General features: G+C 70.4%; 19 protein-coding genes. 9 read left to right on the forward strand and 10 right to left on the reverse strand.

What is annotated here, in order from left to right:
- The first annotated feature begins 7 nt into the window (after window positions 1-7).
- From ABFX50_RS13640 to ABFX50_RS13650, 3 genes are read left to right on the forward strand one after another with little or no spacing between them, the layout of a single operon-like run.
- Window positions 8-1,093, forward strand: coding sequence for a helix-turn-helix domain-containing protein (locus ABFX50_RS13640; protein ID WP_346146361.1), 1,086 nt, complete (start codon window positions 8-10; stop codon window positions 1,091-1,093).
- A gap of 53 nt (window positions 1,094-1,146) precedes the next feature.
- Complete coding sequence (locus ABFX50_RS13645) at window positions 1,147-2,034, forward strand: N-acetylglucosamine kinase (protein WP_346146363.1); 888 nt, start codon at window positions 1,147-1,149, stop codon at window positions 2,032-2,034.
- A complete protein-coding gene (locus tag ABFX50_RS13650; RefSeq protein WP_346146364.1) occupies window positions 2,031-3,323 on the forward strand; it encodes a hypothetical protein in 1,293 nt (430 codons plus the stop codon). Before ABFX50_RS13645 ends, ABFX50_RS13650 begins: the two co-directional genes overlap by 4 nt.
- 12 nt (window positions 3,324-3,335) lie before the next feature.
- On the opposite strand, the gene ABFX50_RS13655 is transcribed toward ABFX50_RS13650, so the two are convergent.
- From ABFX50_RS13655 to ABFX50_RS13680, 6 genes are read right to left on the reverse strand one after another with little or no spacing between them, the layout of a single operon-like run.
- A complete protein-coding gene (locus ABFX50_RS13655) occupies window positions 3,336-4,637 on the reverse strand; it encodes a GTP cyclohydrolase IIa (RefSeq protein WP_346146366.1) in 1,302 nt (433 codons plus the stop codon).
- A gap of 17 nt (window positions 4,638-4,654) precedes the next feature.
- On the reverse strand, window positions 4,655-5,461 hold the full coding sequence (locus ABFX50_RS13660; protein WP_346146368.1) for an amidohydrolase family protein: 807 nt from the start codon (window positions 5,459-5,461) through the stop codon (window positions 4,655-4,657).
- Window positions 5,458-6,201 carry an amidohydrolase family protein gene (locus ABFX50_RS13665; protein ID WP_346146370.1) on the reverse strand — a complete coding sequence of 248 codons (744 nt, stop codon included), beginning with the start codon at window positions 6,199-6,201 and terminating at the stop codon, window positions 5,458-5,460. The genes ABFX50_RS13660 and ABFX50_RS13665 overlap by 4 nt, the downstream gene beginning before the upstream one ends.
- Entirely contained in the window at window positions 6,185-7,768 is a 1,584-nt protein-coding gene (locus ABFX50_RS13670) for a heparinase II/III domain-containing protein (protein WP_346146372.1), read from the reverse strand. Before ABFX50_RS13670 ends, ABFX50_RS13665 begins: the two co-directional genes overlap by 17 nt.
- Entirely contained in the window at window positions 7,768-8,760 is a 993-nt protein-coding gene (locus tag ABFX50_RS13675) for a Gfo/Idh/MocA family protein (protein WP_379504941.1), read from the reverse strand. The genes ABFX50_RS13670 and ABFX50_RS13675 overlap by 1 nt, the downstream gene beginning before the upstream one ends.
- Window positions 8,750-10,033 (reverse strand): ABC transporter substrate-binding protein, encoded by a 1,284-nt coding sequence (locus tag ABFX50_RS13680; RefSeq protein ID WP_346146376.1) that lies wholly within the window; start codon window positions 10,031-10,033, stop codon window positions 8,750-8,752. The genes ABFX50_RS13675 and ABFX50_RS13680 overlap by 11 nt, the downstream gene beginning before the upstream one ends.
- 216 nt (window positions 10,034-10,249) lie before the next feature.
- On the opposite strand from ABFX50_RS13680, the gene ABFX50_RS13685 reads away from it, so the two are divergent.
- The 5 genes from ABFX50_RS13685 to ABFX50_RS13705 are packed head-to-tail and all read left to right on the forward strand — an operon-like array spanning window position 10,250 to window position 16,499.
- Window positions 10,250-11,113, forward strand: a complete 864-nt coding sequence (locus tag ABFX50_RS13685; RefSeq protein ID WP_346127118.1) for a carbohydrate ABC transporter permease — start codon at window positions 10,250-10,252, stop codon at window positions 11,111-11,113.
- Entirely contained in the window at window positions 11,110-11,919 is an 810-nt protein-coding gene (locus ABFX50_RS13690; protein ID WP_346146379.1) for a carbohydrate ABC transporter permease, read from the forward strand. The genes ABFX50_RS13685 and ABFX50_RS13690 overlap by 4 nt, the downstream gene beginning before the upstream one ends.
- A gap of 3 nt (window positions 11,920-11,922) precedes the next feature.
- Entirely contained in the window at window positions 11,923-13,422 is a 1,500-nt protein-coding gene (locus tag ABFX50_RS13695) for a hypothetical protein (RefSeq protein ID WP_346146381.1), read from the forward strand.
- A gap of 18 nt (window positions 13,423-13,440) precedes the next feature.
- Window positions 13,441-14,982 (forward strand): hypothetical protein, encoded by a 1,542-nt coding sequence (locus ABFX50_RS13700; protein ID WP_346146383.1) that lies wholly within the window; start codon window positions 13,441-13,443, stop codon window positions 14,980-14,982.
- A complete protein-coding gene (locus tag ABFX50_RS13705; RefSeq protein ID WP_346146385.1) occupies window positions 14,982-16,499 on the forward strand; it encodes a hypothetical protein in 1,518 nt (505 codons plus the stop codon). Before ABFX50_RS13700 ends, ABFX50_RS13705 begins: the two co-directional genes overlap by 1 nt.
- A 57-nt stretch (window positions 16,500-16,556) precedes the next feature.
- Here ABFX50_RS13705 and hisC read toward each other — a convergent pair whose 3' ends face one another.
- The 3 genes from hisC to ABFX50_RS13720 all read right to left on the reverse strand — a co-directional run bounded on the left by hisC (window position 16,557) and on the right by ABFX50_RS13720 (window position 18,514).
- The gene (gene hisC / locus ABFX50_RS13710; protein ID WP_183652551.1) at window positions 16,557-17,615 is read right to left on the reverse strand and encodes a histidinol-phosphate transaminase; all 1,059 of its coding nucleotides are present in this window, start codon (window positions 17,613-17,615) and stop codon (window positions 16,557-16,559) included.
- 228 nt (window positions 17,616-17,843) lie between these two features.
- Window positions 17,844-18,242, reverse strand: a complete 399-nt coding sequence (locus ABFX50_RS13715; protein WP_346146387.1) for a hypothetical protein — start codon at window positions 18,240-18,242, stop codon at window positions 17,844-17,846.
- Window positions 18,239-18,514 (reverse strand): ribbon-helix-helix domain-containing protein, encoded by a 276-nt coding sequence (locus ABFX50_RS13720; protein WP_346146389.1) that lies wholly within the window; start codon window positions 18,512-18,514, stop codon window positions 18,239-18,241. Before ABFX50_RS13720 ends, ABFX50_RS13715 begins: the two co-directional genes overlap by 4 nt.
- 226 nt (window positions 18,515-18,740) lie before the next feature.
- Here ABFX50_RS13720 and ABFX50_RS13725 point away from each other — a divergent pair, with 226 nt between their 5' ends.
- Window positions 18,741-19,106 (forward strand): hypothetical protein, encoded by a 366-nt coding sequence (locus tag ABFX50_RS13725; RefSeq protein WP_346146391.1) that lies wholly within the window; start codon window positions 18,741-18,743, stop codon window positions 19,104-19,106.
- 4 nt (window positions 19,107-19,110) lie between these two features.
- Here the strand turns inward: ABFX50_RS13725 and ABFX50_RS13730 are convergent, their stop codons facing one another.
- A complete protein-coding gene (locus ABFX50_RS13730; protein ID WP_346146393.1) occupies window positions 19,111-20,364 on the reverse strand; it encodes a DUF1266 domain-containing protein in 1,254 nt (417 codons plus the stop codon).
- Window positions 20,365-20,372 lie beyond the last annotated feature (8 nt).

The following is a 20,372-nucleotide window of genomic DNA, read 5'->3' on the forward strand; positions in this document are numbered from 1 at the left end:
TGGAGGCATGAGCTATGCCGTCGCCGCGCTGGTGGACATCGATGACTTCGTCGCCTCCTCTCAGGTCCAGGGGCAGGTGTGGGCTGGCCGCCAGCTCCGGAGAGCCGACCGCGCGGTGCACGCCGCGGCCTTCGGCCGTCCCGGTGTGACCTGCAGGCCGCAGCCGCCCGAGGAGTGGCTGATGATGCTGACGGGGGCCGATCCCGAGGCGCTGATGTCGGAGGCGACGGCGCTGGCCGAGGAGGTGCGGGCCAGGATCGTCAGGGAGACGGCCTGGACCGCCACGGTCAGCCTCGGCGTCCCCCGCCTCGGCCACGAGCAGGCGCAGAGGGAGGCGGAGAGGGAGGCGCGCCTGGCCAACGACTACAAGCTGGTGCTCGGCGGCGACAGGGTGATCTCTTCGGAGGCTTCCTCGGCGCGCGGCCCGCTGTCACCTCCTGTGCGGATCGAGGAGGAGCTGACCAGGCGGGTGCGGGCCGGTGACCGCAACGGCGCGGCGGGGCTGCTGGCCGGCTGGGTGGACAGGTGCGCGAGCGAACGCGATGTCGATCCCGGGACGCTGCGCAACTGGCTCATCGGGGGGTTGCTGTTCGTCGTGGACGTGGTCAACCGCTCGCGCCTGCCGGACGGTTCGACCGACTGGGTGGAGGCCTGCGCCCGGCTGCCGATCGAGGACATCGTGACGGTTGGCGACATCCACGAGCGCTCCTACCTGCACATCTGGCTGAGGGAGACGCTGGGACGGCTGATGCCGCCCCCCGCGCGCACCGACATCCTGGCGCTGGCGGAGACGTATCTGGCCGAGCACTACACCGATCCGGGGCTTCGGCTGTCGACCGTGGCCGAGGCGGTGTGCGCGAGCCCGTTCTACATCTCGCACCTGTTCGCCGAGGAGCGGCGGACGACCTTCCTGCGGCACCTCACAGGGCTGCGGCTGCGCCACGCCCGCCGGCTGCTCACCACCACGGCGCTGCCCGTGGACGTGATCGCCGCGCGCACCGGGTACCCCAGCGCGAAGGCGCTGCGCGGCGTGTTCAGGCGGCACGTCGGCTGCTCCCCCACCGAGTACCGCAGGGCGGGGCTACGGCCCTGACCGCGACCACCTCACCTCATCAGGACCACCTCATCAGGACCAAGGGAGGCCAGATGGACCTGGCGATCGACGGCGGGCAGACCGGCCTGCGCCTGGCGCTCTGCTCGCGCGGCCGCGTCGAGGAGATCAGGCAGGCGCCCGGCCTGTCGTACGCCGAGGGCTCCCCGGCGAAGGCCGTGCTGGAGCGGATCGGCTCCGGATGGAGCGGGCTCGGCACGATCTGCATGGGCCTGACCACGCTCCTGGACGACCACGACGCGCTCGCCGACGGCCTGCTCGCCATGGCCGAGCGCGTGATGATCACCACCGACGTGGTCACCTCGCACGCGGGCGCCTTCGCGGGAGGCAGGGGCGTGGTGCTCGCCGCGGGCACGGGCGCCATCGCGCTGGGCGTGGCCGACACGGTCAGGCAGGTGGACGGCTGGGGCTACCTCTACGGCGACGCGGGCGGCGGGTTCTGGATCGGACGCCAGGGGCTGGACGCGGCGTACAGGGGCTTCGACGGCAGGGCCGAGGCAGGAGCGCTCACCGAGCGCGCCCACGCGGTCTGGGGCGATCTGGCGGAGCTGCCCGGCCTGCTCTACCTGTCGCCCGACGCGGTTGCGCGGATCGCGCGCTTCGCCGTCCACGTGTTCGAGCTGGCCGAACGCGACGCCACGGCGCGGGCCATCGTCTCGGAGGCGGGCCGTGAGCTGGCCTCCACGGTGGCCGCCGCCGCCCGCTGCTTCTCGGAGGACGGGCAGGTGGTGCCTGTCGCCTGGACCGGCAGGCTGCTGCGGGACTCCCGGCTGCGGGCCGCGTTCGGGGCCGAGCTGGCCGCGCGCCTGCCCCTGGCGCGCCTCCAGCCGCCCGCGGGGGACAGCCTGGCCGGCGCCGCCCTGCTGGCCGCCGCCGACGACCCCGGCGTCTACGACTCGATGATCAGGACGGTGACCCGATGAGCCGGGCGATGGACGTGGGATACGGCAGCGCCGGGCTGACCGTGCCCGAGGGCACGCCGATGGGCGGCTACCTCGACAGGCAGGGGCCGTCGGCGGGGACGCTCGATCCGCTCGAGGTCAGCGCCGTCACCTGGTCCGACGGGGAACGCCGCTTCGCACTGGCCGTCGCGGATCTCGTCTGCGTCAACGATGACCTGGCCGAGCGGGCCAGGGAAGCGGCCGGGTGCGAGCTGTGGCTGGCGGCCACGCACACGCACGCGGGGCCGGAGACGGGATGCGTGCCGGGGGGCGGACCCACCCCCGAGCCGTGGCTCGACCTGGTCGCCGAGGCGGTTCGCACCGCCGTCCACAGGGCTGTGGACAGTGAGCGGCCGAGCGAAGGGGTGGCCCTCCGCGGCGACCTGCGGGGGGTCGGGGCCGACCGCAGCAGGCCGCAGGCGGAGGCGGTGGTGCCGCTGGACGTCATCGCGGTCCGCGACGGAGGGCTGGCGGGGGTCGTGGTGGTGCTGCCCGTCCACCCGACCGTGCTGCCCGCTGCCAACCTGCTGGTCAGCGCGGATCTGGCGGGCGCCGTGCGGAGAGCGCTGAAGGAGCGGCTGGGGCCAGGTGTGTGGGTGGTGGTCGCCACGGGGGCGGCGGGTGACATCAGCACCAGGCACACCAGGCGCGGGCAGGATGCCGCGGAGCTGGACCGGCTGGGAGCGGTCGTCGCCGACCGCTGCCTCGACCTCCTGACCGACTCGGGTGGGGTTCACTCCGGTGGCTCTGGCCGGGGCGGGGAGGGGGCGGGGCGCGCGGCTGGAGGGCGGGTGTGGGCCGCGGGGTCGCGGGTCGGCACCGCCAGGCGGCGGATCGCGCTCGCACGCGCCGCCGTGGCGGTCGACGCGGACTCGCTCGCCGCCGATCTGGAGAGGGCCGAGGCCGCGGGCGACCCGGTCTCCGCCAGGCTGGCGCGCAGCCGGGTGGAAGGACTCCGGGCGCGCCACACGCCCGCGGCCGAGGCGGGCGCGATCGACGCCGAGGTGGGGGTCGCCAGGGTCGGCGGGCTCGCCCTCGTGGGGTTGCCGGGCGAGCCGTTCCTGGCCGTCGCCGACCAGATCGCCGAAGCGGCGCCGTGCCCCACCGTGGTGCTCGGCTACGTCAACGGCTATCCCGGCTACCTGCCGACCGCCGACGCCTACCGCAGGACGGAGTACGAGGTGCTGGCCAGCCAGGTGGCGGAGGGAAGCGCCGAGCAGCTCGCCGCGACGGCGCTCGCCCTGCTGGCCGAGAGCGGTCCCCGGACCTGACGGCGGTGCCAGTCACCCCTTCACCAGCCGGTACGGCTGGCGGGGCCGTCCTGCCTGGGTGCCCTTCACCGGGGGCATCGGCCAGGCCAGCCCCTCCTCCGCCAGGCTCTGCAGCACCCGGCGCGCGCTGCGAGGCGCGATCTCCAGCACCTCGGCCACCGTCTCGGCGTCCACGACGAGCGGCCCGTCACCCAACGCCTCGACCAGCCGTTCGAGCAGTTTGGCCGCCTTGGTGGCGACCACGGGCTCGCTCTCGACCCGCCTGCGCTGGCGCAGCGGCAGCGACAGCACCACCCCGTCGCCGCCCACCAGGTAGGCGGCGGCCGCGCCCACCCCCCGCGCCTTCTCCACCGCGACCATCGCGTTGGAGTCGGCGTCGCGCGCGGTGGTGCCGAGCCCGATGCCGACCTCGACCGCCACGCCCGCGTCCGCCCTGATCCTGTCCATGAACGGCGCGACCCTGAAGCCGTCCGTGGCCTGCGCGAGCGCGCCGACGGTCGCGGTCACGACGTAGCTGTTCTCGTCGCGCGCCGTCACCGTGGCCCCCATGAGCCGCGCGTCGGCCAGCAGCGACTGGTGCAGCGACAGCTTGAGCTCCTGCTGCCAGTAGTTGCCAGGACCCGAGTAGGTGGGCCTGGCCGAGGCGGCCAGCTCGACCACGACGATCGCGATCTGCGACTCCTCCAGCCTGCTGCCCGTGCCGAGCAGCGCGGCGGTGTTGAGCGCCAGCCGCAGCGTGTGGGAGGTGGGCAGCATGCGCAGCACGGGGACGCCCTCGGCGGCCAGCTTCCCCGCCACGCTCCTGATCGTGGTCAGCGCCGCGGTGGTGGTGCCCTGGCGGTAGAGCTGCTCGTGGAAGGCGGCGAATCCGCGGGCGGACTCGGGCTGGTCGTACTCCGACAGGTGCACGCCCTCGGTGCTCACCCCGATCTCGCCGTAGGCCTCGTCGACGTCCGCCGCGGGCAGGGAGTCGATGCTCACCCTGGCAGGGTCGATGCCCTGGGTGAGCACGCCGCGCAGCAGGCTGGCGTAGAGGCTGGCGCCGCTCATCGGCACGTGGGTGGCGGGGACGGGCAGCTCGCCCGCCTGCCTGGCCAGGTCGTGCTGGAGCGGTCCTGTGAACAGCACGACGTCGATGCTGTCGGCGATCCTGGAGAACTTCTCGTAGGTCTCGTGCTCTCCGGCGTGCGGGGCGCCGACCAGGCGCCAGTCGGCGGCGCCCGGCAGGTCGGCGCCGATCATCATGATCTCCTCGACCAGATCGCTCGGCCCCACGACCCCGATCGCCACCCTGGACCGAGCCTCTGAACGCAACCGATCCATGATCGTGATCACCCCAGTCCGGATCGCCACTGAAGCAGGCGGGTCATCGTTCCCCCGAGCACCGCCGCCCGATCCTCCTCAGGGAGGCCACTGAAGATTACCCGTCCCAGCGACATCCGCAGGTCGATGAAGGGGAAGTCGGAGCCGTAGACCACCCGGTCGGCGCCCACCTCTCTCACCATTGTGGCGATGTCGGCGCCGGTGTTGAAGGACCCGCACACCTCCAGCACCACGCCGGGCCGCCGCTGCGCCACCTCGATGGCGGCGTCGAAGCCGAGCGGCGTGGCCCCCGCGTGCCCCGCCAGGATCACCACGCCGGGGTGGCGCGCGGCGACCTCGTCGACCATCGGCAGGTCGTTGTACGGCGAGCCGTCGTAGGTGTGCGTCAGCACCGGGCACCCCGTCCGCTGCGCGAACTCCCACACCGGGGCGTACCGCCGGCCCGTGAGCGGGTAGTCGTGCAGGTCGGGATGGAGCTTGATCCCGCCGAAGCGCGGATCGCGCCCCCACTTGTCGAGCTCGCCCGCGGGGTCCTGCCAGGGGTTGACGGTCAGGTACCCGGTGAACCTGTCCGCCGCCTGCGCGACGATCTCGGCCGTCTGCGCGTTGCCCTCGGCCGCGTCGAGCTGGATCGCCAGGTGGCTGGAAATGACGGCGTGCGACACCCCGCACCTGTCCATCACCCTCACCAGCCCGTCCCTGCCCGCGTCGGGGATGAAGAACAGGCTGTACGGCCCCGCGTGCGCGTGCGCGTCCACGATCCGCAGGGCCCTTTGCGGCTCGCGCTTCCACACCGCCGCCGCCAGGGCGTTCACGCCACCCTCGCTTCCTCGCGCAGCAGGCCGCGCAGGTTGCCGGCCCCGATGGCGGCCACGGACCGGTCGTCGAGCTCCGACCACAGCAGCCTGGTCACCGACTCGGCCGGGTCCCTGACCGGCGCGCCGGTGCCGAAGACCACGCGGTGCGCGCCGTAGCGCTCGACGAGCCACTCGAGGCCGCAGTGGGAGGAGAGGTTGGCCAGCCCCAGGTGGACGTTGGCGGTGCGGGCCAGCACGCCCGCCGCCTGCCTGAGCACGCGGTAACCGAGCCCTCCGACCACGACGGGCAGCTCGGGGTGGGTCCGCGCGATCGCCTCGATGGACGGCCAGCCGACCTGCGCCGCGTCGAGCAGCAACGGCAGCCGCGCCTCGGCGAGGGCGTGGAGCATCGAGGCGGCGTCGCGGCCCGCCAGGTCGTAGCCGTGGTCGGCGGGGTAGGCGCGCACGGCGCCGACCCCCGCCTCCAGCGCGGCGGCCGTGAACGCGGCGGGCGAGCCCGTCTCGCCGCAGGTGTCGGGCAGCAGCACCCAGCAGGGACGCAGCCTCGGCTCCCCCACGACCAGGTCGAGCAGCCTGAGGTTGCCGGTGTGCGGGTCGTGCAGCCAGGACAGGGTGTGGCTCACGACGGCCTCCGCGATGCCGAAGCGGTCCATCCTGGCCAGCGTCTCGGCGACCGTGCCCTCGCCGACGTCCCTGCGCGGGTGGCGGCCGAGCATCGCGTCAGCGTCGATCAGCATGGACCGTCCATCCGTCGGGGATCGTGGGAGGTTCGTCGGTGAAGGGGAAGAGCCCGACGGTGAACCTGCCGTCGCTGCGGCGCAGGCCCAGCGAGTGGATCTCGCCGTACTCCGCCGTCCTGGTCACGGGGTCGGGGATCCTGGCGGGACCGTTCCCGAGCACGACCTGCTCCGGTGGCTCCAGGGGCACCACGAGGAGCCCGGGGCCGCGCTCGCTGACGTAGCCGTCGCCGTGCCGTACCCAGGGGGACAGGCCGTGCACCTGCCAGATCGCCTCCGCCTCGATCCGGTCGGTGATCACCCAGTAGCCCTGGTCACGGACGAAGACGATCGTCCTGTCGTGGCGGGAGGGGTAGCCGTGGTGGTGCCCCTTGAAGACGTCCAGCTCGCGGGTGGTGCTGAACAGGTCGCATGCGGCCCTGCGGTCCTCGGTGTAGTCGTGGCCGGGCACGAGCAGCGTGTTGTGCGCCCTGGTCGCCTGGTACCAGTCGTAGTAGCCGGGGTCGTCGTAGGACGGCGGGCCGCCCGCCTCCCACGCCAGCGGCACACCCCATCCTGAGATCACGAAGTCGAGCGCGGCGTGGTGGCTGTGCGGCTCGAGCTCGTGGCCGACGTACGGGCCGTAGTTGATCACGGTGTGGAAGGTGTCCGAACGGAAGACGGCGTAGCCGCTGGCCTCCAGGTTCAGCGAGCCCTCGGCCGGTTCGACGCCCTCGGGCCAGACGATGCCGCTGTCCTGCAGGTGCGGCACCCAGCCGCCCGAGGTCATGAGGGCCGCGAGCCAGTCGTGCATGGCCAGGTAGCGCGGGTGGGCGGCCAGCTCGGGCTCCACGGCGGCGGCCCGCTTGAGGGCGTCGAGGCACATGCCGTGGTAGCCGGGCGAGCGCTCGTGATGCCCGCCGTCGGCGCGCACGTCGCGCTCCAGGTGCTCGTGGATGCGGGCCTTCGCGATCTGCGCCCAGCCCTCGGCCTCCGGCAGCTCCTCGAAGACCCTCGCGGTGTGGAGCAGCTCGCAGACGGTGGCGAACTGCCAGTTGCCGTGCCTGAACTCGTCGTGCTCCTCGGCGGCCCAGCGGGCTCCGCCAAGGACGGTCTTCATCATCTCCTTCCAGCACTCCTCGCCGACCGCCTCACCGAGGACGGCCAGCGCCTGCGTCACGTACATCGACCTGGCGCACACGCCGAGGGAGTACCAGACCACGTCGAGACCGGGCCAGTCACCCTCGACGAGGTCGCGGCCGGCGTACCACTGGCGGAACAGGCGCTCCCACTCGTCGGCGTAGCGCTGGTCGCCGCTCTCGGCGTAGGCGGCGACCAGTGGGGTCATCCAGCGCAGGTAGTGGAAGCCGTACAGGCGCGAGCGGCCGTGGCCCTTGTCGAGGAAGTCCACCTCGACGCCGAGCAGCGCGTCGGCCCCCGCCGCCGGCAGCCCCGCGGGGAAGGGCAGGCGCCTGCGCCACGCCCTGCTGTCGCCGCCCAGCGCGGCGAAGAGGTCGTCGTCGGGGATGTGCCGCATGCGCGTGGGATGCACGTGCGGGGCCTTCTCCACCGATATCGAGGAGGACATCAAAGCTTCACCGGCGCTCCCGTGCGGGCCGACTCGTGCGCGGCGGCGAGGACGGCGGTGACGTGGCGCGAGCTCTCCACGCTGATCAACGGCTCGGTCCCGGTGCGCACGCAGTCGACGAAGTGGTGGATGGCGTCGCGGTAGGCGCCCGCCGGCACCCCGTGGACGACGCGCTGGAGCATGTTGCGCGGGTAGGTGTAGGACTTCGAGGTGGCCAGCTGGATGTTCTCCTTCTGGCGGTCGAGCTGGATCACCCCGTCCTCGCCGACGACCGTGACGTAGCTGTCGACCATGGTCGGGAAGGTGTTGGGATAGATCCACGCCGACTCGAAGGTGGCGACCGCTCCCCTGCTGAAACGGGCCTGGATCTGCATCGCGTCCGGCGTGTCGATGCCCATGCCGCGCAGCTTGCCGTACCTCGCGGTGGCGAAGACCTCGACCACGTGATCGTCGTAGAGCCAGGTGACCAGGTCGATGTCGTGGCTGGAGAGGAACCAGGCGCTGGTGGTCCTGTCGGCCCAGCCGATCATCTCGGTGGGCACATGGATGGTGTCGTCCTTGCGGGCGTAGCCGACGACGGGCTCGCCGACCAGCGCCATCTGCTCCTTGGCCTGCGCGTAGGCGGGCACCCAGCGGTGGTTGAACAGGCACATGGCGACCACGCCCGCCTGCCTGATCGCGGCCACCGCGCGGTCGGCGTCCTCCACGGTCGTGGTGAACGGCTTCTCGACCAGGATGTGCACGCCGGCCCGCGCCGCTGCCACCATCACGTCGGCGTGCAGGTGGTCGGGGGTGGTGATCGAGACGGCGTCGACCGTGCCCGAGGCGAGCAGGTCGCGGTAGTCGGCGTGGACGGTCGCGGACTCCGCGTGTGCCAGGGGTCGCCTGGAGACCGCGGTGATCTCGACGTCGGGGTGGGCGGAGAGGACCTCGGCGTGGCCGCGGCCCATGATCCCCGCGCCCACGATCCCGACCCTGAGCTTAGGAGGCAAGTGCGTCATTCCATCGCTTCTCTGCTGTGTCGAGCGCCTCCTTGGCGCTCTTGGTTCCCGTGAGGTAGGCCCTGACCTCCTCGGAGAGGAGCTCGCCCAGCTCGGAGTCCTTGGCGGTGCCGATCGGGGTGTACTCCAGTTCGGGCAGGCCCTTCACGATCACGCTTCGCGCGACGGACATCGGGTCGTCGCCGTCGCTGCCGGAGAAGAACGGGTCCTTGGTGGAGGAGACGGTCGAGGGGTAGATCGGCACGATCTTGCAGAAGGCCAGCTGGTTAGCGCCGTTGGTGAAGAACTTGATGAACTCGGCGGCGGCCTTCTTGTGCTTGGAGGCCTTGGGGATGGAGAAGGCCTGCTGGGCCAGGAGCAGGAAGCCGCCCGTGCTCATCCTGACCGGCGGGGTCACGACCAGGTCCTCGTACACCTCGGGCGCGTTCTTCTGGATGTTGAGCAGCTCGGCGGCGTTGGCCGTGGCCTTGAAGGCGATCTGGCCGTTCTCGAGCGTCTGCGGCAGGTTGCGGATGTCCTTGGAGACGGCGCCCGGCGCGATGCCCTTGGCGTCGTAGCTCTTCTTGAACTTCTCCAGGATCGCGACGGCCTCGGGAGTGTTGAACGCCGCGCTCTTCTTGTCGTCGGACAGCAGCTTGATCCCGTAGTAACGCAGCGCGTTGTGGTCGGGGATCGAGTTCATGCCGTAGACCTCGGTCTTGTCGTGGACCGAGTCGGCCAGGGCGAGCGCCTCGTCGTAGCTGGTCGGCGGCTTGCCGAGATCGGCTCCCGCCTTCTCCAGCACCGACTTGCGGTACATGGCGACGGGTGCGCCGCCGTTGTACCAGGGCACGGCGTAGAGCTTGCCGTCGATGCGCAGCGGCTCGACCAGGTTGGGCTGGAAGTCGGCCAGGTCGGCGGGCTTGAAGTGGTCCTCGAGCGGGCTGAGCGAGGGAGCGAACCTGCCCAGGTCGAGGGAGGAGATGTTGACGGCGTCGGGGACGTCGCCGCTGGCCACGGCGGCCAGCAGCTTGGTGGCGCTCTCCTGGCCCGGCACGTCGACCCAGTTGACCGCGACCTTCGGGTGCTGCTTGCGGTAGTCGTCGATGAGGCCGGTGATGAAGTCGCTGTAGTTCTTCTTCAGATTGATCGTCCAGAACTCGACCTCGCCCTCGAAGGGCTGGTCGTCGGCGACCGCGGCGCCCTCGGACGACGTTCCCGCCACACAGCCGGTGACGAGCAGGGACAGCGCGAGCGCGCCCGCCATGAAGACCCCTCTGGCCATCACGGAGCACCTCCTGAGATTATGGCCGTCCTCAACGGCAACTTTCGGCAGAATGACATCGCGCAAGCTGGCCGTCAATCCCACCCGTCCTCTTCACCGATCGGATGAGCACGCTGTTGGGCTGGGGCTCCACCGAAGAAGGTGTTGACGGCTTTCCCGGCCCGCGCTTACGCTGCACAAAATTCCGGCCGCCGTTATACGGACTTTAGGACTCATATGCCAGGACAGCGGTGGTACACCCCCTACCTGTTCGCGCTGCCCGCGCTGGCGCTGTTCGGGGTGTTCTTCGTCTGGCCTGCCCTGACCGCGATCCAGCTCTCCTTCATGGAGTACGACGTGGTGTCCCCGCCCGAGTTCGTGGGCCTGGACAACTTCGTCAAGATGGTCGGCGACTCCACGTTCTGGACCGCGACGCTCAACTCCGTGCTGTTCCTGATCGGGCTCTTCCCCCTGCTGGTGGTGGCGCCGCTGTTGCTGGCCGTCCTGGTGAACCAGAAGCTGCCGGGGATCAGGACGTTCAGGATGCTCTACTACCTGCCGGTGGTGACCTCGATGGTCGCGGTGGCGGTGGCCTGGGAGTACGTCTTCCACCAGCAGGGCGTGCTCAACTGGATCCTCACCGGGGCAGGACTGCTCGACCAGCCCATCCAGTACCTGCTCGACCCGTTCTGGGCGCTGCCCGCGCTCATCCTGGTCGAGGGCTGGAAGAGCATGGGCTTCTACATGATGATCTATCTGGCCGGCCTGCAGACGATCGACAGCTCGCTCTACGAGGCGGCCAGGGTCGACGGCGCGTCGGCGTGGCAGCGGCTGTGGCGCATCACGGTGCCGCTCATGATCCCCTACATCGCGGTCGCGATCACGATGGAGATGCTCGACGCCATGCAGGCCTTCACCTCGGTCTACGTGATGACCAGAGGCGGCCCGCAGGACGCGACGCTGACGCTCGGCTACTACATCTGGTCGGCGGGGTTCGAGCACTACGACATGGGATACGCCAGCGCGGTCGGACTCGTGCTGTGGGTCGTGATGATCGCGATGGCGATGCTCAACTACCGCATCACCAAGGGGAGATCATGAGACGCGCGGGCATGTACATCCTGCTGACCGCGATCGCGCTGGTCTTCGTCGGTCCGTTCCTGATCCTGCTGTCGGCGGGGCTGAAGCCGTCCGGCCAGGCGGTCTTCTCCTTCCCTCCCGACATCATCCCCCGCCCGCCGGTGCTGGACTGGGTGAAGGAGGCGTGGACGGCGATCCCCTACCCGCGTTACCTGCTCAACTCGGTCATCTACGTCAGCGCGACGGTGCCGTTCTACGTCCTGGTCTCGGCGCTGTGCGCCTACCCGCTGGCGCGGCTGCGCTTCCGCGGCAGGAACCTCATCTTCCTGGCGATCCTGTCGACGATGTTCCTGCCTGGCGAGGTCATGCTGATCCCCCGCTTCCTCGTGGTCTCGCAGCTCGGGATGGCTGACACGTTCGCGGGAGTGATCCTTCCCGGACTGCTGTCGGCCTTCGGGATCTTCCTGCTCCGCCAGACGTTCGCAGGGGTGCCGCGCGAGATCGTGGACGCCGCCCGCACCGACGGCTGCCACGAGCTGCGCATCTTCTGGCACGTCATGCTGCCTGCCGCCAGGCCGACGCTGGCGATCCTCGGCATCTTCGGCTTCATCTCCGTCTGGAACAGCTTCATCTGGCCCCTGGTGGTGCTGAAGGACTCGGCGAAGTACCCGATCGCGCTCGGGATCGCCTACCTGGCGGGGATCACCGGCACCGACGTCCGCACGCTCGCCGCAGGAACGATCATCTCGATCATCCCGGTGGTCGTCGTCTTCATGATCATGCAACGCCACGTCCTCGAAGGCATGCGAGGCGCAGTGAAAGGTTGACCGATGTTGACTCGACGACAGTTCGGCTTGGGCGCGCTGGCCATGGGCGCGCTCGGCTTCACCGGCGCGGCCGGCTACGACTACACCTCGCGCGAGACCTTCGACCTGTTCGACAGGGCCTTCCACGACAGCGGGGCCACCGGCCAGCCCAGCCACACCAACGAGCTGGGCGCGCTGGGCTGGGGCCAGTCGTACGTGCTGGCCGCCTTCGTCAGGATGTACGAGGCCTACAAGGACCCCCACTATCTCGACAGGCTCATCACCAACATCGACCTGGTGCTCGCCGGCCGCGACTCGGTGCGAGGGGTGAGCGACTACCGCGGCCTGTCGCTGCCGTCCTGGCGCAACACCAGCTACTCGGCGGGCGGCGTGACCCTGCTCGACGCGGAGGGACGGCCGGCGCTGGAGGTGCGCAGCGCCCTCACCAACGTCAGTGACGCCGTGGCGACCGTCACGGCGGGCAGCGCCGAGGGCCGCTTCACCCTCGTGGTGAACAACCCAAGGAAGAAGCGGGTCTCCACCTTCATCGACCTGACGATGGACCAGACCAGCCCCGACTACGCCGTGCGGCGCGTCCTCGCCGCCTACCCCTCGCCGAACATGGTGACCGTCAAGGACCTCTCGGGCGGCTCGGCCCCGGCACCCGGCACCTTCCAGCTGGCCGCCGCGCCGGTGCTCTTCTCCGTGCACACCGGCATGATCACCTACCCGATGGCCTCCTTCGTCAGGCTCGTCCACCACAGCCCCCGCCTGCGCGCCGACCCCCGCTACCGGGCCAAGGCCGCCGAGTACCTCACCGCCGTCAGGCAGGCGGTCGCCGTTCACGAACGCGAATGGAGGGACGGCGGCTACTTCGTCTGGCCCAAGCACATGCCCGTCCCCTACGACGGCACCGAGCAGCCCCACAACCAGACGCTCGGCCTGGGCCTGACCTACGCCGAACTGGCCGCGGCCACGGGCGAGCAGGTCTATCGCGACCGCACCAGGCGCCTGGCCGCCGCCTTCGCGCGCGACCTGACCGCCGACGCCGACGACGCCTACGTCTGGCCGTACTGGCCCACGTCCGGGAAGATGTACACCGGCTACACGCAGGCCGACGACGTCTCCGAATGGACCCCGTCGTACGGCAGGCCGCCCGTCGGCGCGCAGCAGCGCGAAGACCTCAGCCACGCGGGCATCGACGTGGAGTTCGCCGCCGTCGCGCACCGCTGGGGCCTGGCCTTCCGAGGACACGACATGGTCCGCCTCGCCCGTACCTACACCAGGAACCTGGCCACCACCGACAACGGCGTGGCCACGACCTTCCTCTACGTCGACGGCGGCGGCGGGCTCGCCCCCGCGGGGCAGTACCTCCAGGCGCCCAGGTTCATGCCGGTCGCCCCGTGGGAGCCCGCCCTCTTCACCCACGCGCGGCAGGTCTACGACGACCACGCCGTCGAGTCGCAGATGGGCTCCACCCTGCTCTGCGTCGCCTACCTCAACTGGTTCGCCAGGCGCTCCTAGCCCCCCGGAGGCACATCCATGCAGTTGTCCCGCAGGCAGTTCACCCTCGGCGCCCTGGCCGTGGGCGCCCTCGGCTCCTTCGCAGGCACGGCCCACGCCTCGGCGGGGTACGACTACACCTCGCGCGAGACCTTCGACCTGTTCGACAAGCTCTTCCACGAGAGCGGCAACGGTGGCCAGCCGACCGACACCAACGAGCACGGCGGCCTCGCGTGGGGCCAGTCGTACGTCCTGCTCGGCTTCATCAGGATGTACGAGGCCTACAAGGACACCCACTACCTCGACAGGCTCATCGCCAACATCGACCTGGTGCTGGCCAACCGCGACTCGGTGCGCGGGGTCAAGGACCACAGGGGGCTGTCGCTGCCCGCCTGGCGGGCCATGGCCCCCTACACGGCGGGCATCGTCACGCTGAAGAGCGCGGACGGCACGCCGCTGCTGGAGGTGCGCACCGCGCTGACCTACGCCGACAACGCGGTGGCCACCGTACGGGCGGGCAGTTCCGAGGGCCGCTTCACCCTGGAGGTGAAGAACCACAGGACCAACCTGGTGGCCACCTTCCCCGACCTGTCGCTCGACCCCGCGGCTGCCGACTACGCGGTGCGCAGGATCTTCGACGCCTATCCGACGCCGACGCTGGTCACGGCGAAGGAGCTCAGGCCCTCGCCCGAGGCCGGAGCGATGCCCCTCCTGGGGGCGACGCCCTTCACCTCGCAGCCCGTGGTCTTCACCGTGCACACCGGGATGATCACCTACCCGATGGCGTCGTTCGCGAAAATCGTCTTCGGGTCCCCGAAACTGCTGGCCGTACCGAAGTACCGGCACAAGGCGGTGGAGTACCTGAAGGCGGCGCGGGACGCGGCGGCGGTCCACGACGACGAGTGGCGCCAGACCGAGGACGGCCACGGCTACTTCGTGTGGAACAAGGGCACCCCGCTCGGCAACGACGGCACCGAGCAGCCCACCAACCAGAGCCTGGCGCTCGGCCAGACCTACGCCGAGCTGGCCGCGGCCACGGGCGACCCCTTCTACAGGGACAGGACGCAGCGGATGGCGCGCACGTTCGCCCGTGAGCTGCAGGTGGACGTCGACGACGCCTACGTCTGGACGTACTGGCCGACGTTCGGCAAGGTCCACAACGGCTTCGCCAAGACCGACGGCGTCTCCGAGTACACCCCGTCGAGCAACCCGGGACGCGGCGTCGAGGACCTCAGCCACGGCGCGATCGACGTGGAGTTCGCCGCGGCCGCCTTCCGCAACCACCTGTTCTACAAGGGCGAGGACATGGCCCGCTTCGCCCGCACCTACAGCAGGAACCTGATCGCTCCCACGGGCGCCGACGGCCACCCCACCGCCTACCAGCGCGTCAACGGCACGGGCAGCACCACCAGCGCGGGGCAGTACCTGCAGGCGCCGCGATGGATGGCGGTGGCCCAGTGGGACGAGGCGGTGTTCACGCACGCGCGCTCCATCTACGAGGCCCGCGCGGTGCAGCCGCAGCTCGGCTCCTACCTGGGCTGCGTCGCCTACCTCAACTGGCACGCGCGCAGGGGGGCCTGATGTTACTCAAGCTGATCACGGCGGCCGCGCTGGTGCTGGCGGCCACCCCCGCCCCCTCTCCCGCCGCGGCAGAGAGCGTGTGGCTGACGAAGTACAAGGCGCTCGAGGCGCAGATCGGGCACACCGTCTACACCGACCCCAACAGCGCGAACCTGGCGTGGGGCGAGAGCTACATCATGCGCAGCTACCTCGACGCCTACGCCGTCACGCAGGACACCTCCTGGCTCGACAAGGTCGTCACCCACGCCGACACGGTCATCGGCAACGCCGACGACCTCGACGGCGACGGCTTCCACGGCTGGAGCACCGCGCAGTACTCGCCGGTCGAGCTGGCCAACCCGAGCTTCGAGAGCGCGACGACCGGCGACGCCACGCTCCCCGCGTCCTGGACCAGGTTCCAGGACACCGGCAGCCACGTCCACAGGACCACGGACACGCCAGGCGGCGGCACGGGCACCCAGTCCGTGCGGGTCGTCTCCGACCTGACCAGGTGGAAGAAGCTCAGGCAGAACGTCAACAGCGCCTACGAGGGCGGGTCGCGATACCTGCTTCGCGGCTGGGGCAAGAAGAGCGGCTCGGTGACGGGACGCGTCGTGCTGCGCAACGGCTCGGCGACGATCTGCTCGCTCGACTACACGACCACCACCTGGACGTTCAAGCAGACCACCTGCACGCTGCCCACGGGCGGGCCCACGCTGACGGTCTGGCTGGAGCACGCGTCGTACACGGTCAGCGGCTCGGCGTCCTTCGACGACGTGAAGCTGAGCGGGATCTTCCCCTACATGGTGCACGACGCCATGATCGGCATCCCGATCGCGGAGTTCGTCCGGCTGGTCGCGAGGACCCCCGCCCTGTCGGCGTACGCGGCCAAGGCCGGGATCTACCGCGCCTTCCTCGAAACCGAGGTCGTCCCTCGCTGGGAGCAGAGCGCCTACCTGGGCAACACCTGGAACGGCACCACGTGGAGGCAGCCGCCCGACATCGACACCTTCAGCCATACGGGGACGGCCAACGACCTGCCGTTCAACATGCCGCTGGGCTTCGCCAACCTGCTGCTGGTCCTGAACGAGGTCAACGGCGACGCGACCTACCTGTCGCGCGCCGTGAAGGTCGGGCAGTGGGCCAAGGCCAACCTGACCAACTCGGGCGGGGCGTACGTCTGGAACTACGGGACGTACACCACCAAGAAGGAGGACCTGTCACACGCGAACGTGGACCTGTCGGCCTTCGTGGAGTTCCACCGGCGCGGGCAGGTGTTCACCGGGACCGACATGACGGCCTTCAAGAACACGCTCAAGAGCAGGATGTGGAACGGGTCGACGACCGCGCCCGCCTTCAGCCTGTACGTCGACGGGACGGGGGCGGCCAACGGGGTCGACTACTTCCTGCACTCGTGGCTGGAGCTGACCGAGTTCGACCGGCAGGTGTGGACGCTGGCGTCCACCAAGTACACGAACTTCACCGGGACCAACGCCTCCCACCTCATCACCCTGTCGCGCCTGCTGCGCTGGGAGTGAGGTTCTCCCGTGCCTCACGGGGAGGGTCAGCGCCCCTCCCCGTGAGGCACGGGACGGCTAGGCGCGGAAGTCGGCGGCCGCCTTGAGGAAGGCGTCGTTGGCCTCGGGGGTGCCGATCGAGATCCGTGCGCCCTCACCGGCGAACGGCCGCACCGCCACCCCCTCCACCGCGCAGGCGGCGGCGAAGTCGAGCGTGCGCTCCCCCAGCCTGAGCCAGACGAAGTTCGCCTCGGTCGGCGGCACCGTCCAGCCCTGCGCGATGAGCGCCTCGCGGACCCTGGTGCGCTCCTTCACGACCGTGTCCACCCGCTCGAGCAGCTCGGCCTCCGCCTCCAGCGAGGCGACGGCGGCCAGCTGGGCCAGGTGGTTCACGGCGAACGGGATGATCGTCTTGCGGACCGCCGAGGCCACGGGCTCGTGCCCGACCAGGTAGCCCACGCGCAGCCCCGCCAGGCCGTACGCCTTGGAGAAGGTGCGCAGGACGCAGACGTTCGGCCTGTCGCGGTAGAGCTCGAGCCCGTCGGGGACGTCGGCGTCGCGGACGTACTCCCTGTAGGCCTCGTCCAGCACCACGAGCACGTCGGAGGGCACCCTGTCGAGGAAGGCCTCGAGCGCGGCCCTGCGGATCGAGGTGCCCGTGGGGTTGTTCGGGTTGCAGACGAAGATCATGCGGGTGCGGTCGGTGACGGCCGCCGCCATCGCGTCCAGGTCGTGGTTCTCCTCGACCAGCGGCACCCGCACCGAGGTCACGCCCGCCAGGTCGGCCAGCAGCGGGTAGGCCTCGAAGGAGCGCCACGCGTAGATGACCTCGGCGCCCGGCTCTCCGATCGTCTCGAAGAGCTGCTGGGCGACGGTGACGGAGCCCGCGCCCAGCGCCACGTGCTCGGGCGGCACCCCGAACCTGGCCGCGATCGACTCGGTCAGCCTGACGGCGGCGGGGTCGGGGTAGCGGTTGATCTGCCTCGCGCCCTCGGCGATCGCCTCGACGACCGACGGCAGCGGGTCGTAGGGCGTCTCGTTGGAGGAGAGCTTGTACGACCGGCCGTCGGCGCTCACCACGGCCTTACCTGCCTTGTAGGGGGGCATAGTGTCAAGAATCGCGCGGAAACGAGGCATGGCCCCATGCTAGTCGGCGGCACGAACAGCAGACTTCCGTCCAACCCCACCCGAGCACCTCGGCCGCGGAAGCATGCGAAGGGAGGGGCAGAGAACTGCTCGGCGAGAGGCTGCCGGCACGGGCTCCCCAGCTCGACGACTGTGGTGAGGCTGCCGTCTGTGCACGATGGTCCGCTTTCGACAGCGGCCGGGGGCCATGGCCGGGGCCTGTCGCCTGACAGGGGTGTTCTAGACGGGAAAGAGCTCGAGGTGCTGATAGCCCTGCCAGTTCGCGGCATCGCCGGTGAGAATCGGCCATCCGCGTTCCATCGCCAGGTAGGCGGTGTGGGCGTGGTGGAGGGGTACCTCGTGGGGGCGGGGCGCGTGCCTGGCCTGGCGAGTGATGCGGAACGTCTCCTCGCCGGTCAGGTCGGCGACCTCGCAGGCCCTGAACCCGTACAACCACATCAGGTTCTCGGGGTCGGGGTCGGAGATGATCGTGGCCTGCGCGAGCGTGGTGACGGGCAGCAGCATGGTATGGCCTTCCTCGGTGAGCAGGTCCAGCGCGATGCGGATCTGCTCGCCTCGCTCGTCGTCGGCCAGGAGCCGAAGGACTGCGGTCAGGTCGGCGACGTATCCCGAGATCACGCGGCGTTGACCTTCTTCGCCGCGGCGGCTTTCTGGGCAGCGTGCATGCGCTCACGCATCTCAGCCCTGCGCTGGTCGTAGCCTTCAGGATCAACCGCACGGTCCTTGGCCACGAGCCGGGCAAGGCGTTCACGAGAGGCTCGGTCAGCGTCGAGGCGCTGCTGCGCGAGATCGGCGAAGAAGCCGGAGACGGTGCCTCCTGTGCGTTCGGCCCACATCTTGAGTTCCTCGTGGAGGTCCTCGGGGATGCTGATCGTAATCTTGACGGCCATACCGCGACCATACCCGTTACGCCCACCCCTGTCCTCGTGGACAGCCGAAGACGGGCCTCCTCCATGGCCCCCAAGGCGAGCCACTCGGCCAGCGGCTGTGAGGTGGCTGTCGAGCTGGGCCGACGGCGGGGTCCTGGTGTTGGTTGCCCTCGCGGTGAGCCGTACCAGTTATCTGATCGCGGGCACGTCATCCACTGGCTACCCTGATGATCTCCAAGGAGGCGTTATGAGAACCAGACTCCGGGCCTTGCGGATCGACGACCGCACCTACGTATGGACTGCTCGGATCAGCCACACGGTCCACTCCGTCGACTGCCGTCGCTTCGCCCGGTTGCGGGTCTGGAGCGGCGGCAAGAACGGGCAGGCGCTTCAGGCGGACCTGGTGTCCACCTATGAGGGCGGGCCATGGGGCTACTGCGCGACGGACACCTCGTATCCGACGCCGCGCGACGTCCGCGCGGTCATCGAGCTGGCCATCCAGCGGGGGTGGGATCCGCTGGCACGAGGAGGGACGTTCCTCCTCCGCGGGGGAGATTCCCCCTCGGCGCCCGGACTGGCCGACTTTGAGATCGCCGATTCCCTGCTGCCGTAGACCGTCATTTGAAAGGGATGTTGAGCCAGGGACTGTTCGGGTCGGTCATGAGGATCCTGTGCGCGTTGAGCATGTCGCCGTACCAGTCGCCGAACTCCTCCTCGTCGAAGTGGAGGCAACGTCCCAGGATGTAGGCGGCCGAGAAGTCCTCCCATGAGCGGTAGTTGATCCGGCTGACCCGTCCGGCCCGCAGGACCGCCTGTTCGGCCTCCGCCACGTCGCAGAAGCGGGCCCCCAGTCCCCAGCGGGCCATCTTCGAGGCGCGCCCGTAGTCCCACGCCTCCACCGTGTGGACGAAGCGGCCGTCGGGGAGCAGCCCGTCCGCGCGGAAGCGCGCCTCGTATCGTGTGATCCGTCCGATGAGCCGTTGCGCCCCTGCGACCTGGGCCTCGGTCTCGGAGTCGCTGCGGTGGGCGACCTCGGGAGTGATCTCCTGCGCCACGGCGCGGCTGCGTATGACCCGCGAGGTCACCTGGCGCCAGTGGTCCACCTCGACCATGCCGCCGAAGTCACGGGCGAGGGCGCTGCGGATGCCCAGCACGAGCCCCCAGAACGGGCTGCTCATCCGGCCGCCGAGCAGTGCCTCCTCCGCGCTGAGCCACTCTTCTCTGCTGGTGATGTCCCACCACTCCCTGAGGCGTTTCCGCTCTCGGACGTAGCCGGTGCCGTGCCAGCCCATCGCGTTCCAGAGCGAGGCGTTGCTCACGCAGAGAAGGGCCCCGCAGGCGAGGCCGTGGGCCACGGGGCCGTGCAGCGGGCCCCCTGCCCACAGCGTGCGCAGCTGGTTCCGGCGGGGGTGGGGCGTCCGGTCGGCGTGCCAGCGCCACATCTGGCGGTGGGCGGCTGTGGCGGGGAAGAACGCCTCGCAGGGGCTACCGGGATTGATCGCCAGCCACGGGTCCTCCTGAGGCCAGTCCTTGACGAGCTGGTCCAGGTCGACCTCGAAGAAGACCGGGTCGGGCACGGGCGCGGGGAGCATCCCGTCGGTGAAGAACGCGAGACACCTGGAGCCAGGCCCAGGGCCCCAGTACGTGGTCGTGTAGCTGACCCAGCCGGGCCTGGCGTCGGCCTTGGCGCGCGACATCGGGTGATAGAGGTCGGCGGCGGCCAGGACGTCGAAATACGCGGCCCAGTCGCCACGCGTCTTGGCCTCGTACAGGCCGCGTTCGGTGTCGCCGGGCGCCTGCCACGAAGGAACGGGTGGCGCAACGTGCCCCTCGTCGGGGCCGCCCTGCTCCGCCGTGAGATCAGGGCTCATGCCGCTCC

The sequence above is a fragment of the Nonomuraea recticatena genome (assembly GCF_039533245.1).
GTDB lineage: Bacteria > Actinomycetota > Actinomycetes > Streptosporangiales > Streptosporangiaceae > Nonomuraea > Nonomuraea roseola.